We start from the raw sequence: 15,025 nt of genomic DNA, 5'->3' as shown, positions 1-15,025 counted from the left end.
ACTGAGCCTCAGGCGAACTGCACCGCTCTCCCCCCTCCCCCGTAGGAGCACCGCTTGAGGTGCGAACCGAGCGTAGCGAGGCGACAGAGGGTTGGCGTAAGCCGTTCTTTTTGGAACCTGTCAGCGCTGACATTCCTGATCGCCCTGCGGGCGATTTCCGCGCAAGCGCGGTTCGCGGCTCAAGCGCCGCTCCTACAGCGGCTTCGTAGCAATGACGAGAGCCGGGGAACTTATGAGGCTTTCCCTATCCCACAAGCGTAGCTCGTAGCCCTCCCCCTTCCCGCCCCCTTTTTGCTATGCTGATTCCCTTCACGGCCAGTTTGGGGGAAGTCCGTGCGTTACCTGTTTGCTGCTACCGCGCTGATCCTGTCCGGCACTTTGCTTGCCCAACAGGACAGCAACGCCCGTCTGCTCACGGAAGAGGAGCGCGACGCTCGCCTGCTTGAGCAGCAGGAATTGTCAGAGCGGGCGGCAGAATTGCAGGATCGACAGGACACAGCGCAACAACTTCTCCGCCAACAGGACCAGTACCTGGACGCGCTACAGCAAGAAATCCAGGCACTCAAAAAACTCTCAGAAGAGGCAGATAACACTGCCCGGGCAGATCAGTGATGCTGCAATGGTTACGCCAGCTCTTTCACCGCCGGACACCCTCGAAGCCGGCCCCCCATAAACCGGAACCCCGGCAGAAGCCTGAAACCGTCAGCACGCCCGCCCCCGTGTCAGAGGCAGACCCGATTGCCGCGCTGATGCCCTTCCAGATTCGCCCCTTGCACAGCAGCGATATGTCAGAGCTCCTGGGCGTGTTCCGCGAGGCCATCCAGATCAGTGCGGCGGCGGACTACGACCAGCAACAACGAGATGCCTGGAGCCGGGGACAGAGCTACGACAGCCTGATCTCTGTGCTCAGCGAAGGCGACACGGTGGTGGCGGAATGGGACGACAAGCTGGTGGGCTTTGCCCATCGGATTCGCGACTACATCAACATGGTCTTTGTTCACCCTGAGGCCTCCCGGGTCGGTATTGCCACCCTGCTTTACCAGCATCTGGAAGACGGCGCTCGCATCGAAGGCCTCACTGAGCTGACCACCCACGCCAGCCTTACTGCCCACGATTTCTTTGCCTACATGGGCTATACCAGCGAAGGCCAGGAACTGGCGGAACGGGATGGCATCCCGCTGACCCGCCACGCCATGCGAAAATCGCTGATCTGAGATCTGAGCTCAATCGCATCATGGGGAATTGATCGAAAAATCTGATAACACCCCTCAACCCAGTCTTCTGGGTTCCCCTCGGGGCTGTCGTTATTCTTTACTCATCGGATGGCGGCAGAACCACTCTCTTCGCCTCCAGATCTACATCCATGCGTTGATTCTGTGATACCCGGAACCCGTGAGGGTTCATGCTTCCCCCCTTAGGCCGTCACCCCTGACGGCCGTTTTTTTGTCCGCCGGACGACAGTGCCCGGTATCGGGCAACCCCTTTCTCAACCGCTTGCCGAGAAAAAGATTGCCCGATCACGAACCCGGTTTAGCGCATCAGGATTTGTAGAGCAGTTTCCCCACGCTATTGAACGCTTTTTCGCTGAGGCTCATGCGAATCATGGAGCGGAACCAGGTTTCCGGGAGCAAACGACGGGCCAGCAGCAACATCCGCGCATCTGCGCCCACGCTGTAACGCAAGCGGGCACTCTGATCAGTGGCCGCCCGGTAGATCACCTTGGCGGCATCTTCCGGGCGCGACCCACCAGGCCCGGTCTTGTCCATCACGCCAAGCTGAGCCTGTGAATACTCGGCATAACTCTCAATACCTGTCTGGTTTTTGCGGTCAGCTGAGCGGCCGAAGAACTCGGTATTGACGGCCCCCGGTTCGATGATCTTGACACCGATACCGAGCGGCGCCAGCTCATAGACCAACCCTTCGGTGAACCCTTCGACAGCCCATTTACTGGCGTTATAGACGCTGTACAAAGGTAATGGCACGCGCCCTACCATGCTGGCCACATTGACCAGCACCCCGCTTTTACGCTCACGGAAATAAGGCAGCACCGCCCGGCAGGTTTCCATCAGCCCGAACACATTGGTGTCGAACTGGCGCAGGATCTGCGCTTCATCCAGAGTTTCGAACGCGCCCATCAGCCCATAGCCGGCATTATTGACCAGCACATCAATGGCACCGAAATGTTCGATCGCTTTTGTCACCGCGCCATGAATACTGTCACGGTCATTTACATCCAGAGAAAGGCACAGCACACCGGGCAGCGCCGCCAGCTCCCCGGCCTGGTCCGGGTTACGCATGGTGGCAACCACCTGCCAGCCGCGGTCCTGAAAATACAACGCCGAGGCACGGCCAATGCCGGATGAGGCGCCGGTAATGAATACGGTTTTAATTTGAGGCTGGGACACAACAATCTCCTTTGATAGGTCAGACATGGCCGGGGTGATCGGCACCCGGACGGATAAGATCCTGTTCGGTATCACCGAACATCTGCGTCAGCACATGCCGTTGTGCACCACGTCCCAGCTTTTGCTGCCACTGCCGCAATCCAGGGATATAGCGTTGCACCCCATAACTTGCCAGGCGGGGAAAAAAGGTCGCCAGCGGGTACCAGGCAGACACGCCCTCGGGCAAACCGAGCTGTTGCATCTTGGTGCGGTCAAGGAAGTAACGACTGACGCTCAGATGCTTCTGGTAGGCCAGTTTTCGCTGCAATTTTTCGAAGCGGGGAAAATGACGATCAAGGGGCTCCCGGGCCAGCGCTTGCCCCAGTTCCTGACTGGTCCAGTCGGGCTGACTCTGGGTCATCAACGCATGCTGCAGCAGCACGATGCCATCGCGCTCCGTGTCCACCAGCCATTTCTCATCCACCCCCATCACCCAGCAGGCATATTTCCACAGATGCATCACCGCGCGGGACTCCCGGGGCGTCACCGGCACGCCCATTTTGCGCAGCCCTCCCAGCATGACCACACAGAATCCCAGGTAGGTCGCGACCATATCCACCTGGCTGAGAGGCATGCCCCACTTGCTGGCTTCCCACTCTTCGCGGCTGGCCAGATTACGGCGCACCAGTGAATGCACCAGGCGCACATGCAAGGTGCTGCGGAAACCCGGCGCAAAACGGCGTAGCCCGCCGATTTCGGTACAGTCGATCCACCACTTTCCGGTCTCCGCCACGCGCCGGGAAGCTCCTTTATTCAAGGCCCCGGTCATCACCAACGATTGATTGAAACCGGACAGCAGGTAGCCGCCCATCAGCGCAAGATCCCGCAGTACGTATGGCGCCGTCATCCCCGTGGAATGAATAAAACGGGCACCTTCGTCAATCAGCTCGGCATCCACCCAGGCAGGCCGCCGCTCCAGGCTCTTGATAAAGAGATAGAGTGGTTCCGGACAATTCGGGATGGTCGCCAGCCCTTCGCTGACGGCCTTGTCGAACAAGACGCGGGCCTCACGGGGGCCATAATCCACCATCCAGTCCACCAGCGCGTCCATAGCCGGGTCCCCCTCCCAAAGGGCATCCAGAACGGCGGCGTACTCTTCGTAACTCGGGGCCAATTCACGGCCGAGCAGTTTTTTCAGCCAGGCCGGAGTCGGCTTCTGAGTCTTTTCGAACGGGCGGGCCCGGCTGGGAACCTTGTGTCTTTGCGTCTTGGCTATCACAGGAAGCCTCCTCAACGATCTTGCATTGCCTGGCACCATAATGCGAATATGTATTCGCATTCAATTCGCATTTGAGGCTCCCATGCGTAAACGCCCCCAACAGCAGCGCTCCCGGGAAATGGTCCGCGCCCTGATCGACGCCACCGGCAAGGTCATTCAGCAGCAGGGACTGGATAACACCACTACCGCCCGCATCGCCGAGGTCGCCGGGGTCAGTGTGGGGTCGCTGTATCAGTATTTCGGCGACAAGGACGGGCTGATTGAGGCGTTAATGGAAAGCCTGGCCGATGAGATCGGCACAGGACTGAAACGACTGCCGGTCATGGATAATGTGGACATGGCCGCGACGGTGGGCAGCGCCATCCGTTTTGGCTTTGCGGTACTGCATTCCCGCGACGGGCTCTATCTGGAGCTGGTGCGCAATTGGCACCGGTTGCCCACCAACCGGGTGATGGACGCGCTGCAACAACACTTCATGGAGTTGGCCAGGTTGTATTTCCTGCGTCACTACCAGCACCATCAGATCAGCAACCTGGAAGTGCGGGTCTTTATCGTGACCAACAGTGTCCTGTTCACCATGATCCGGCATATCAGCCAGCACAGTGGCCTGATCCGCGAACAGGAGCTGGCCGACGAACTGACACTGATGGTCGCCCGCTATCTGGCAAGCCCCCCGGACACCGTTGAGGAATCCCCATGAATCCGGATCTGGCCATCACCTACTGCCGCATGATTGCCAAGACCCTGGGACTGGATCATGCCGGCCTGGAAATGCTGGTGCGCGGAACCGGCATCGACGTGGAAACGCTGCTGCACAGTGACGGCTTTATTGATTGGCCAGGCATTCGCCAGTTGATCACCAATGCCCACCAACTCACCGATCAACCGGATATCGCCTTGCAAACAGGCCTGCGCGCCCTGCCCGCCATGCATGGCCCCATGGGCATGGCGGCCATGGCCAGCCCCACCCTGCGCAATGCCATGCAGCTGTTTGCGCGTTTCAACAACACCCGCACGCGTATATTCAATACGGTGATGGAGGAAACCCCGGAGGTAATCACCCTGCGCATGGTGTTTGCCTATCCGCAGAGCCCGACCATACAGTTTCTTACCGAGTCTGCCATGGCCTCCGCTTATGCCTGCCATGTGGTGCTGCGCGGCAAGCCCATTGATGGCGGGAGTGCCTATTTCAACTACCCGCCACCACTCTGGGCCGACCGTTACCCGCAGGTCTTTCCGGGCACTCGTATAGTGTTTGACGCTCCGGACACGGCCATGAGCCTTCCCGCCAGCTACGGCGACGAGCCCCTGCCCAGCCATGACCGGGATCTGCTCTGGGTGGCGATCCAACAGTGCGAGATCCGCCAGGAAGCCCTACGCAAACAAGGTACCGTCAGTGACCGGGTACTTTCCCTGATGCACCAGAAACCCGGTAAAGCGAACCTGGACAGTATCGCCGACCAGTTACACATGAGCCCCCGCACCCTGATCCGCAAGCTCAAGCAGGAAGACACCCGCTTCCAGCAACTGCTCGACCAGACCCTCAGCCGCCGGGCTGCCCAGTTACTCAGCCTGCCCCACTACACCGTCGCCGCCGTTGCCGAAGATCTTGGCTACACCGATGTGGCCAGCTTCCGGCGAGCCTTTCAGCGCTGGTTCGGCACCAGCCCCGGCCGCTTCCGCCAGGAGTAGCCTCAAGCTACAAGGGCCATAAAGGTGTTTAATGTCTGGGCTGCCCTGCCCGCATAAACCAGTAAACGCGGGCACGGCGTTGCCAATCCACGTCGCCCTCCCGCGTTGCAGCTTGAAGCTTGCGGCTCACCCTGTCACTTTTTATCCCCTTCTTGTCAGCATCCGCGCTCACCCATCCCCGGTATTCCAGTAACACTGGAGCCAAGCAACACTGGAGACTGGCGCAATGTACAACGAAGACAACAACAATGAACTGGCACGCCTGAAGGTGTCACCACCACTAGCTTGGCCAACCGTGGCCATTCTTGTTGGTTCTCTGGTTGCCATTGCGCTGACCTGGGCTCTGGTTCCCTCCGGCATCTGGCCGCTCTGGCTGGGCATGGTGGTGAACAGCCTTGCCGGCTATGCCCTTTTTACCCCGGCTCACGAAGCCATCCACCGCGCTGCGGCCCGTAAACCCGAAACCAACGATTTCCTGCTGGCTGCCGCCACATTCGTGGCAGTGCCATTCGGCAAGGGGAAACTCTTCCGGCTGCTGCACATGCGCCACCACCGCTTTGCCAATGATCCGCAAAATGACCCGGACCACTGGATGGCCAGCAGCCTGTGGACCATGCCTCTGTGGGGATTGTGGCCTTATCTGTATCTGTACAAGTTCCTGCGCAACCCATCGCTGCTACCCAATGTGACAGTGCAGGAAGTGCTGCGTGAAGTTGCCCTGGCAGGTGTGATTTTTGCCGTTCTGCTCGCCTTGGCGCCGTTTTACATGCTGACACTGTGGCTGATCCCCACCTACTTCGCGTTTTTTCTGATGTGCCTGGTGTTCATGGTGCTGCCGCACTACCCACACACCGGCCGGCAGGACGAAGACCCGAACACCACCGCCCTGATGCGCATGGGCAAAGAGTGGCTGCTGACCCCGGTGTTGATGTACCAGAACTATCATCTGGTGCATCACCTGTATCCCACCGTGCCCTTCTACCGCTACGGCAAAGTCTGGAAAGCCCGCGAACAGTACCACCGTGAATATTCCGGCAGCATGATCATCGGGCCCTTTGGCCTGGGGCCGGAAACCAACCAGAAACAAAACCCTGCCTGATGTCCCCCTTTTCGGGCGGCGTTTGCCGCCCGCTTTTTGTTTATTCACTCATTGGCACTTTTTATCCCCCATTTGGCAATTTTCGCGCTTATGTTTCTGCGCAGAAAGGTAAACACTCTGTATCGGCACCTTGCAGGAGAGCGCCCATGACAAGTACAACCGCCCCGCAACACAACGAACTCAAGACCCTGGCCCGGCTCAAGGTATCACCCAGGTTTGCCGGCCCCACCATGACCATCATGGTGGCATCCCATGGCGCCAATATTCTCAGCTGGGTGATGGTGCTCAGTGGACTCTGGCCCGCCTGGGTAGGCCTGATCATCAACAGCATCGCCGGCTACGCGATGTTTACGCCAGCCCATGAAGCCATCCACCGCTGTGCCGCCCGCAAACCGGAGCACAACGACTTGATCCTCGCCATTGCCACCTTTGTGGCGGTGCCCTTCGGCAAGGGCAAGATGTTCCGGCTGATGCACATGCGCCATCACCGCTTTGCCAACGATCCGCAGAAAGACCCGGATCACTGGATGGCCAGCAGCCTGTGGACCATGCCCCTGTGGGGCTTCTGGCCGTTCCTTTATCTGATCAATTTTCTGCGCAACCCTGATGTGCTGCCCAATGTGAAACCCGCGGAGATCTGGCGAGAACTGGCCGTGGCCGGCGTGGCACTCACCGCCCTGTTTCTCTGGCGCCCCTATGAAGCCCTGATGCTGTGGCTGATCCCCTCCTATTTCTCCTTCTACCTGATGTGCCTGGTGTTCATGGTATTGCCCCACTATCCACACACCGGCCGCCAGGACGTGGACCCGAATACCACCGCGCTGATGCGCATGGGCAAGGAGTGGCTGCTGACCCCGGTACTGATGTATCAGAACTATCACCTGATCCATCACCTCTACCCCACCATTCCTTTCTATCGCTACGGCAAGGCCTGGAAGGCCCGCGAGCAATACCACCGCGAGCACTCCGGCAGCATGATCATCCGCCCGTTCCAGCTTGGGCCTGATGACAAACCCGGTAATGCCTGACAGGAGAACCTCAATGACAAAAACCGTTCTGATCACCGGCGGCGCCGGCGGCATTGGTAGGGAGTTCTGCAAGCTGTTCAACGCAGATGACTATCGCATCATTGTGTTCAGCCTGCTGCAGGAGGAACTGGACGCGCTTGGCAACGATCTGAAGGCGCAACGCCCTGATGTGGAATACCATGCCGTTCAGATGGACCTGTCCCAACCCGGTGCCGCCGAAGCGATCATGCAGTGGCTGGACCAGCAACAGCTGGACGTGGACGTACTGGTCAATAACGTGGGCTTCGGCATGATGGGCGAACATGTAGAACAGGACAGCCAGACGCTGGAGCGCATGCTCACCCTCAACAACATCCTGCTCAGCAAATTATGCATGTTGGTGGGCGCGCGCATGAAAGCCCGCGGTGAAGGCAAGATCATGAACATCGGTTCCCTGGCCGGCTTCTGCCCCATGCCCTTCTTCGCCGCCTACAGCGCCAGCAAGGCCTTCGTGATCAACTTCAGCGCCTCCCTGCACGAAGAGCTGAAACCCTATGGCGTGCAGGTCACCTGCTTCTGCCCCAGCACTACCAAAACCGCCTTTCTGGATACCGCCGAGAGCAACCATAAATCGTCCAGCGGCATCAGAGAATTCGTCTCCGCACAAATCGCCACCCCGGAAGCGGTGGCAAAAGCTGGCTACCAGGCCCTCAACAAGGGCAAGCGCTACGCCCTGCCCGGCCTCTCCGTGACCCTGCAAAGCATCTGGATTCGCATCATGCCCCTGCGCGCCATGGCGAATTTTGTGTACAAGCAATCGATAAAAGAAATGGAAAGATAATCTACGAAGCCGCTGTAAGAGCGGCGCTTGAGCCGCGAACCTCCCCTTCAAGGGGAGGAATCGCCCAGCGGGCGATCAGGCGATTCAGTTCAAGTCCCATCTATCCAGAAAGGTCACGAGACGCAGACATCTCTGCCGCCTCGCGACGCTCGGTTCGCCATGCAAGCATAGCTCCTACAGCCGCCCCATCCGCGCCTGTCCACTCCCCGCCGAATCCGTTATGTTGGCGGTATCCCACGCAAAAGGAATGCATCATGGCAGGCAGCAATATTGGCAACGACGCTTCACCGGTCAGCAGCACATCGCTGGCGGTGCTTATTGATGCGGACAATACCCCGCCGAAAATCGTCGATGGTCTGTTCGAGGAAATTGCCAAATTCGGCACAGCCAGCGTCAAGCGTATCTACGGCGACTGGACCAAGCCCAATCTGGGCGGCTGGAAAAACGTGCTGCTGAAGCACTCCGTACAACCGATCCAGCAATTCGCCTACACCCAGGGCAAGAACGCCACGGACTGCAGCATGATCATCGATGCCATGGATCTGCTGTATACGAAACAACTGTCCGGGTTCTGCCTGGTATCCAGCGACAGCGATTTCACCCGTCTGGCGGCCAGATTGCGCGAGGAAGGGCAGACCGTTTACGGTTTCGGGGAACGCAAGACTCCGGGGCCCTTTGTGGCTGCCTGTGACAAGTTCATCTATACCGAAGTACTGCGCTCGGACCACACCCCGCAAGACACCACCGGCAAAGCCGATGAGCCTGCTCCCAGCGAACCGGTCAGCAAGGAACCGCCACCGCTGCAGCTGATTGCCAATGTGATTGATGATATTTCCGACGAAGACGACTGGGCCAACCTGGGCACCGTGGGCCAGCACCTGAGCAAGCGCAAACCCGATTTTGATACCCGCCTGTTCGGCCACAAGAAACTCAGCGACATGATCCGCGCCTACCCCAAGTGGTTCCAGATCCAGAAAGGGCAAGGCAAAAGCATTCAGGTAAAAACGCTACGGAAGTGATAGCAGCTCCCTTCACAGAGACACCCACGCTGGCTACACCTACCGTAGGGTGCACTGTGCTCTCTTTGGTTAACGGAAAGCCGCTTCGCGCCTCAAGAGGCGCTCCTACAGCGGCTTCGTCGATAGGCTAGCGCACCAGCCAGAGGCTGAGCTGCGGGATATAGGTAATCATCAGCAAGGCGATGATCAGCACCATCATGAAGGGAAGCGTGGCCGCGAACAGCTCGGTAACTTTCTTCTTGAAACGATAGCTGGCGATGAACAGGTTCATACCCACCGGCGGAGTGATATAGCCGATCTGCATGTTGGCCACGAAGATAATACCCAGGTGCACCGGATCGATGCCGTAGCGCAGTGCCACCGGCAGAATCAACGGCACCATGATCACCAGCGCCGCAAAGATATCCAGCACCGCCCCCAGCAACAGCAGCAGGATGTTGAGCAGAATCAGGAAGGTGATCTTGCTCTCTACATGGGTCTGAATCAGGGTAAACAACTTCTCCGGCACTCCGGCGTAAACCAGGTAATCAGTAAAGGCCAGCGCCACCGCCAGAATCAGCAGAATGCCCCCCACCATGATCATGGAATCACGCATGATGCCGGGCAATCTGCGCAGGGAAATTTCCCGGTACAGGAACACTTCCGCCACCAGCACATAAAGCGCGGTCACTGCTGCCGCTTCACTGATCACCAGGAAGCCGGAGAAGATCCCGCCCAGCACCACCAGCGGCAGCGGTAGCTCCCAGCGAGCTTCCCAGAGCGCATCCACCAGTTCACGGAAATCGAAACTCTGACGTGGCACCTCGGTGCCGCGCGTCGCCCACACACAATAGCCGTACATCAGCACGACCATCAGCAGCGCCGGTACCAGACCGGCCAGATACAAATCGACGATTTCCACCGACGGCATGTCCAGCTGCTGTGACATCTGCTGGGCAATAATGCCGTAGATCAGCAGCGGCACGGAGGGCACCAGCAGCAGCCCCAGGCTACCGGATGACGTCACCAGACCCAGGCTGAATTTTTCCGGATAATTGCCTTTTACCAGCGCCGGCAACAACAACGCGCCCAGCGCCACAATGGTGACACCGGAACCACCGGTAAGAGCCGTAAAGAACGCACAGGCAATCAGCGACACAAAGGCCATGCCGCCAGGCATCCAGCCAAAGGCCGCCTGGCTGAGGCGCAGCATGCGGTCGGCAGTTTTCGATTCGCTGAGCAGGAAACCGGCAAAGGTAAATAGCGGCAGCGCCATCAGCACCACGGAATTGCTGAGCTGATAAATGTCGATATGCAGCACCGACATTTCGATGCCCAGGGTATAAAAGCCCAGTGCCGCGGCGCCGAGAATAATCGCAAACAGCGGCGCGCCCATCAGCGCCAGCAACACCAGCAGGACAATGGCAATGGGTATCATGGCACCGGCTCCTGCATCTTCGGCCTTTTACCCAGCAGGCCCAGCACGAACAGCACCACATAACGCACTGCCATCACCGAGAAACCCACCGGAATAATGCTCTGCAGCACCCAGCTCGGCACCTTGGAAAAAGCAGTGCCGGCGTATTCATATTCCTCGATGACGAAGCCCACGCTGTACCAGGCCACCAGCACACAGATAAAGGCGGTGAACAAGTCCACAACGGTGGTCAGGAAAGGGTGGTATTTTTCCGGCAGCAGTGACGAGGCCACATCGATACGGATATGTTCATCATTGCGCGAAGCGATCATGGCGCCGAGCAGGCCGATCCACAGCACCGCGTTCTGCAGCAGCGGCTCGATCCATACCAGGCTGGTGCCGAAGAAGTTACGCAGTACGATCTGCGCCACCGCCAGCAGCACCATAAACAAAAGGACGGCCACGATCAGGCCGTCCTCGATTTGGTGAAGGGTACGGTGGAGCCTGTGTAACAAGGCTGCCATCACTGCCCTTCGCGCTGCTGGGCCAGAATGGCGTTAAGCCGGTCCAGCATCTCCTGGGAGATTTCGCCCTCTTCCACCAGCTCTGCGGTGGCCCGCTTGGCATAGTCGCGCCATTCGGCCAGCTGCTCCGGGGAGGGCCCAACCACTTCCAGGCCCTGCTGTTTCACCGCCTGGAAGGCACTCAGGTTTTCTTGGCGGCTTTCCGTATCCAGCTTGGCAAAGGTGCTTTCCAGCACCTGACGCACTACCTGCTGATCCTCGGCGCTGAGTCGCTTGAAGAATTTCTCATGGATACCCAGGGTGCCGAAGGTATACAGCAGCGGCATATCGGTGAGGTAGTTCACCCGCGAGTACCACTGCAGCGTCAGGGCCGCCACCGGCGGAGCCGCAAAGGCATTGACCGCCCCGGTCTGCAGGGAGGTCAGCACCGAGCCGATATTGAGCAGGATGGGCGACAACTCAAATGCCTTGGCCGCCTTGGCGGAGCCTTCATCATTGGCCGGCAGCCACAGCTTCTGGTTGCGCAGATCGGTGATGCTTTTCACCGGGTTTTCTGACATCACGTAGGCGAAGCCACCATCAATCAGACCAAAGCTGACCCAGCCGCCTTCTTCCAGGCCCTGCTGAATCACCGGATCCAGCTCGGCGCGCACCGCATCCACTTCGTCATAATTGTTGAACGCCAGCGGCACGTTGAGAATCTGGCTGTCCTTGTAAGCAGAGGCAAAAGCGCCGCCCTGGGCCACCTGACCGTGGAGCTGACCGATGCGGATCTTGCGCTGTACCGCCCGGTCATCGCCCATCACCCCGCCGGGGTACACTTTCAGCTTCACCCGACCTTCAGTCTTTTCGGCGATCTCCTTACCCGCCTCTTTCAGGCCGGTGACGATGGTGGTGCCGTCCGGGTACAGGGTAGAAATTTTCAGGGTGTTGGCGGCCGAAGCCCAGACCGGCAACAGTGCGACCAGAATCGTGGCAAGACGCAGCATAAGAACTCCTAGAAATAATCGTCAGCGTCGGCGAGCAGGGCTTCGGCCTGCTCCTGCGCATAGGTATTCTGCAGGGTCAGACCGTGCACCTGCGGATCAGCGGTAAGGACATCTTCCAGCAGGCTATCATGCAGTTCACGGTCAAACACCAAACGGGCATATTTTTCCGCAAACAGCACCGGCGCCAACAGGTTCTTGCCCTCTGACAGGGTTATGGCCTGCTCGAAATGGGCCTTCGCCTGATCCGGCTTACCGCCCAGGGACGCGGGCAGGATGCTGCTCAGCACACCCAGGTACATATGCGCCTGGCCATACTGATAACCTTCATCCAGAACCACCACACGCTCCATGGTAGCTTCCACGCGGCCCAGTTCGGCCACCGCATTCCAGTCGCTGGTGTTCTGCTGAATATAACCGGCCCAGGCGCTGCCCAGGGTGAACAGCATGGGCACATCGCCCTCGTCCGCATCTTCCAGCAGTTCCTCGAACTCGGGAACCGACAGGTCACGCAGATTGCAGTAATCGCTATCGTGGGCACAGGCGGAGCGGAAGGCATAGCCCAGGGCCTTGTCGCTGAGCTTGCGGGCCCGTTTCGGGTCTTCCACAAACAGTCCCGCGTAGGCGCCGTATAGATCCGCCCCGCTGGCCAGCATGGAAGCGCTGTCAGGCCAGTTTTCGATCAGGCCGTCCACCATCAACAGATAGGTGGGCAGGCCCTCAGCCACCAGCTCAAGGTCATTGTTGTTGAGTACGCCATAGGGCAGGTTGTCGTCGATGCTGGCCAGGGAACAGCCCTGCAAGGAAACGACCGCTGCAACGAGGAGAGAGGGGACAAGCCCGGGTAGGAAGCGCCACTGCATAGGTCGCCGGTATCCTTTCATTATTGTGACCATTTGTTTGGGAGTCTTTATAGCAGTACGACCGGGCTAACTCAAACGGCGCCAGCCCCCTGTGCCCGGCGCCAGAGCCCGAAACCGGCCCCCAGCAGACAGCCGCTGACCAGCCCCGCCAGATGCGCAGCGTTGGCCACCACACTGGACAGCCCCACAAAGCAGATCACCATCCAGGCCAGCATGAAGATGACAATCTCTCGGCGCAGGGGGTAACCGGATTGGGGATTCACCTTGCCATAGATCCACAGGTAACCAAGCAGCCCGTAGACCACCCCGGACAGACCACCGAACATGGGCCCGGTATGGAAGAACTGGGCCACATTGGCGGTAATACCGGTGACCAGAGTGACCAGCACCAACTGCCCGCTGGACTGGAACCGCTCGATCAGGCGACCCAGGTCCGACCACCAGAGCAGGTTGAACAGCAGGTGCAGCAGGGAAAAGTGTAGCAGCATGGGGGTCACAAGCCGCCAGGGCTGGCTGGCCAGCCCGTCCAGTGCTGCCGGGAACAGCAGCGCCCGGTAGACGCCATCGCCCATCAGATACGGCGTCAGATACACCAGCACGCTGACAATCAACACGATGCGGGTCACCCAGCCGAGGCTGGCGAACCATCCCCCGGACATCAGTGGCTGGGGCCGCCCGGTGAGGGGCTCCACCGGCTGGCGACCCTGCTGGTGTTTGAGATCGGTGATCAGCTCTTCCAGCAGGGCCTTGGCATGGTTGTACTGCGCCGGGTCCTGCAGATCGATGATCTGTTCATTGCCCTCCTCCCGGCGTGCCACCGCAAAGCCATTGCGCTTGAGGGTATGCTCAAACAGTTCGGCCAGTTCCGGTTGCGGGGTGCGGATCAGTTCCATGAGAGCTCCTTCAGGGCCTCGGTACGTTGCAGGGTATCCAGCTCGGCCAGGTTTTCCACCTGCTGCCAGAAACAGCCCCAGTCCCGCCGGCATTGTTCCAGCAGGCGGGCAAAGGCCGGCACATGATCATTGTAGTCACTGACACCGTTTAACTGAGCATTGTTCAACGGCCCGTCAAAGAAGCCCCGGTAACCGGCCAGGGCCGGCAGGGTTTGTTGCTCCCGGGCGAAGCGCTCCCGAGCCTGCTGCTGGATGCGGGCTTTTTCCCGGGCCAGCAGCGCCTCATCCTGCTCAGCGGCATAGAGCTGTTTCAGGGCCTCACGGGTATCGGTGACGATGGCCATAAAGGCCTGTCGGACCTGTTCACGGCGCTGCCAGAAATCCGTCGGCAACGGCTCGCCACTGGCGGCAAAGAAATCCTCCGCGCCTTCGCGACCCACCAGGGTGGCCAGGGATTCATTGAAGCGGGTGTCATTCTTGATATACAGACGCCGGTGAGCCAGCTCGTGGATCAACAGTTCCGCCAGTGCCGGCTCGGAGCGTTGCAGCATGGGCGTAGTCAGCGGATCGGCAAACCAGCCAAGAGTAGAATAGGCAATGGCGCCGCCCACATAGGTATCCAGGCCCTGCTCAGCCAATTTGGCGGCAGCCTTTTCCGCCGCCGGTCGCTGAAAATACCCCCGGTAGCTGACGCAGCCTATCAGTGGGTAACACCAGGTTTTCGGGGTGAGTGACCAGGCCGGGGCCGCCAGCACATTCCACACCACTGCGTCCTGCTCCAGCGCCACATACTGGTGATAGACATCCTCGGCAGGCAGCGCCAGTGCGTCACCGGCAAAGCGGACGACCTGCTGGCTGAACTGCAGGGAATCGGCAATCTGCGGCGGTATCTGCGGGTCCGCCAGCACCGCCTCCAGCGGTTCACGCTGCCCCATCAGCGACAGGTGGCCCTTGGCAGCCTGGCTGTAGTAGCCCAACTGGCAGCCGGCAAGCAGCGTCATGCCTGCCAGCGTGACAACCCGCAATAACATCATGATCAGGG

16 protein-coding genes are annotated in these 15,025 nt (G+C 59.4%); 8 read left to right on the top strand and 8 right to left on the bottom strand.

Features of this window, described 5'->3' with window-relative positions; genetic code table 11:
• Nucleotides 1-333: 333 nt before the first annotated feature.
• Together T9A_RS13750 and T9A_RS13745 are read left to right on the top strand one after the other, a co-directional pair.
• Nucleotides 334-612, top strand: a complete 279-nt coding sequence (locus tag T9A_RS13750) for a hypothetical protein (protein ID WP_035249488.1) — start codon at nt 334-336, stop codon at nt 610-612.
• A 107-nt stretch (nt 613-719) separates the two neighbouring features.
• Nucleotides 720-1,214, top strand: coding sequence for a GNAT family N-acetyltransferase (locus T9A_RS13745; RefSeq protein ID WP_232222119.1), 495 nt, complete (start codon nt 720-722; stop codon nt 1,212-1,214).
• A gap of 324 nt (nt 1,215-1,538) precedes the next feature.
• Here the strand turns inward: T9A_RS13745 and T9A_RS13740 are convergent, their stop codons facing one another.
• Both T9A_RS13740 and T9A_RS13735 read right to left on the bottom strand, forming a co-directional pair.
• The gene (locus T9A_RS13740; protein WP_035249484.1) at nt 1,539-2,405 is read right to left on the bottom strand and encodes an SDR family oxidoreductase; all 867 of its coding nucleotides are present in this window, start codon (nt 2,403-2,405) and stop codon (nt 1,539-1,541) included.
• A 19-nt stretch (nt 2,406-2,424) separates the two neighbouring features.
• Nucleotides 2,425-3,663 (bottom strand): oxygenase MpaB family protein, encoded by a 1,239-nt coding sequence (locus T9A_RS13735; RefSeq protein WP_035249481.1) that lies wholly within the window; start codon nt 3,661-3,663, stop codon nt 2,425-2,427.
• 82 nt (nt 3,664-3,745) lie between these two features.
• Between T9A_RS13735 and T9A_RS13730 the strand changes: the two genes are divergently transcribed.
• From T9A_RS13730 to T9A_RS13705, 6 genes are all read left to right on the top strand, one after another.
• Entirely contained in the window at nt 3,746-4,363 is a 618-nt protein-coding gene (locus T9A_RS13730) for a TetR/AcrR family transcriptional regulator (protein ID WP_035249479.1), read from the top strand.
• The gene (locus tag T9A_RS13725) at nt 4,360-5,355 is read left to right on the top strand and encodes an AraC family transcriptional regulator (protein WP_035249477.1); all 996 of its coding nucleotides are present in this window, start codon (nt 4,360-4,362) and stop codon (nt 5,353-5,355) included. The genes T9A_RS13730 and T9A_RS13725 overlap by 4 nt, the downstream gene beginning before the upstream one ends.
• A gap of 226 nt (nt 5,356-5,581) precedes the next feature.
• The gene (locus T9A_RS13720; RefSeq protein WP_035249475.1) at nt 5,582-6,454 is read left to right on the top strand and encodes a fatty acid desaturase; all 873 of its coding nucleotides are present in this window, start codon (nt 5,582-5,584) and stop codon (nt 6,452-6,454) included.
• Between the two features lie 146 nt (nt 6,455-6,600).
• Nucleotides 6,601-7,482, top strand: a complete 882-nt coding sequence (locus tag T9A_RS13715; RefSeq protein WP_035249473.1) for a fatty acid desaturase — start codon at nt 6,601-6,603, stop codon at nt 7,480-7,482.
• 13 nt (nt 7,483-7,495) lie between these two features.
• Nucleotides 7,496-8,302 carry an SDR family NAD(P)-dependent oxidoreductase gene (locus tag T9A_RS13710; RefSeq protein WP_035249471.1) on the top strand — a complete coding sequence of 269 codons (807 nt, stop codon included), beginning with the start codon at nt 7,496-7,498 and terminating at the stop codon, nt 8,300-8,302.
• Nucleotides 8,303-8,556: 254 nt separating this feature from the next.
• Nucleotides 8,557-9,321, top strand: coding sequence for an NYN domain-containing protein (locus T9A_RS13705; RefSeq protein WP_035249468.1), 765 nt, complete (start codon nt 8,557-8,559; stop codon nt 9,319-9,321).
• Nucleotides 9,322-9,448: 127 nt separating this feature from the next.
• Here T9A_RS13705 and T9A_RS13700 read toward each other — a convergent pair whose 3' ends face one another.
• The 6 genes from T9A_RS13700 to T9A_RS13675 form a co-directional block, all read right to left on the bottom strand.
• The gene (locus T9A_RS13700; protein ID WP_035249467.1) at nt 9,449-10,738 is read right to left on the bottom strand and encodes a TRAP transporter large permease; all 1,290 of its coding nucleotides are present in this window, start codon (nt 10,736-10,738) and stop codon (nt 9,449-9,451) included.
• Nucleotides 10,735-11,181, bottom strand: a complete 447-nt coding sequence (locus tag T9A_RS13695; protein WP_232222118.1) for a TRAP transporter small permease — start codon at nt 11,179-11,181, stop codon at nt 10,735-10,737. Before T9A_RS13695 ends, T9A_RS13700 begins: the two co-directional genes overlap by 4 nt.
• A gap of 59 nt (nt 11,182-11,240) precedes the next feature.
• On the bottom strand, nt 11,241-12,230 hold the full coding sequence (locus tag T9A_RS13690) for a TRAP transporter substrate-binding protein (RefSeq protein WP_035249463.1): 990 nt from the start codon (nt 12,228-12,230) through the stop codon (nt 11,241-11,243).
• 8 nt (nt 12,231-12,238) lie between these two features.
• A complete protein-coding gene (locus T9A_RS13685; protein WP_035249461.1) occupies nt 12,239-13,090 on the bottom strand; it encodes a TRAP transporter TatT component family protein in 852 nt (283 codons plus the stop codon).
• Nucleotides 13,091-13,161: 71 nt separating this feature from the next.
• Complete coding sequence (locus T9A_RS13680) at nt 13,162-13,983, bottom strand: rhomboid family intramembrane serine protease (RefSeq protein WP_035249459.1); 822 nt, start codon at nt 13,981-13,983, stop codon at nt 13,162-13,164.
• Nucleotides 13,974-15,017 carry an aminopeptidase gene (locus tag T9A_RS13675; protein WP_035249457.1) on the bottom strand — a complete coding sequence of 348 codons (1,044 nt, stop codon included), beginning with the start codon at nt 15,015-15,017 and terminating at the stop codon, nt 13,974-13,976. The genes T9A_RS13680 and T9A_RS13675 overlap by 10 nt, the downstream gene beginning before the upstream one ends.
• Between the last annotated feature and the right edge of the window lie 8 nt (nt 15,018-15,025).

This window comes from Alcanivorax jadensis T9, assembly GCF_000756655.1.
GTDB classification, from domain to species: domain Bacteria; phylum Pseudomonadota; class Gammaproteobacteria; order Pseudomonadales; family Alcanivoracaceae; genus Alcanivorax; species Alcanivorax jadensis.
The sequence above is the reverse complement of the archived record's forward strand: the minus strand, read 5'-3'. Positions and strand labels throughout refer to the sequence as shown.

Bases quoted from the DNA above. Each gene is read 5' to 3' on its own strand.
- T9A_RS13730 (WP_035249479.1), top strand. From the start codon at position 3,746: ATGCGTAAACGCCCCCAACAGCAGCGCTCCCGGGAAATGGTCCGCGCC.
- T9A_RS13725 (WP_035249477.1), top strand. From the start codon at position 4,360: ATGAATCCGGATCTGGCCATCACCTACTGCCGCATGATTGCCAAGACC.
- T9A_RS13720 (WP_035249475.1), top strand. From the start codon at position 5,582: ATGTACAACGAAGACAACAACAATGAACTGGCACGCCTGAAGGTGTCA.
- T9A_RS13715 (WP_035249473.1), top strand. From the start codon at position 6,601: ATGACAAGTACAACCGCCCCGCAACACAACGAACTCAAGACCCTGGCC.
- T9A_RS13710 (WP_035249471.1), top strand. From the start codon at position 7,496: ATGACAAAAACCGTTCTGATCACCGGCGGCGCCGGCGGCATTGGTAGG.
- T9A_RS13705 (WP_035249468.1), top strand. From the start codon at position 8,557: ATGGCAGGCAGCAATATTGGCAACGACGCTTCACCGGTCAGCAGCACA.
- T9A_RS13700 (WP_035249467.1), bottom strand. From the start codon at position 10,738: ATGATACCCATTGCCATTGTCCTGCTGGTGTTGCTGGCGCTGATGGGC.
- T9A_RS13690 (WP_035249463.1), bottom strand. From the start codon at position 12,230: ATGCTGCGTCTTGCCACGATTCTGGTCGCACTGTTGCCGGTCTGGGCT.
- T9A_RS13685 (WP_035249461.1), bottom strand. From the start codon at position 13,090: ATGCAGTGGCGCTTCCTACCCGGGCTTGTCCCCTCTCTCCTCGTTGCA.
- T9A_RS13680 (WP_035249459.1), bottom strand. From the start codon at position 13,983: ATGGAACTGATCCGCACCCCGCAACCGGAACTGGCCGAACTGTTTGAG.
- T9A_RS13675 (WP_035249457.1), bottom strand. From the start codon at position 15,017: ATGATGTTATTGCGGGTTGTCACGCTGGCAGGCATGACGCTGCTTGCC.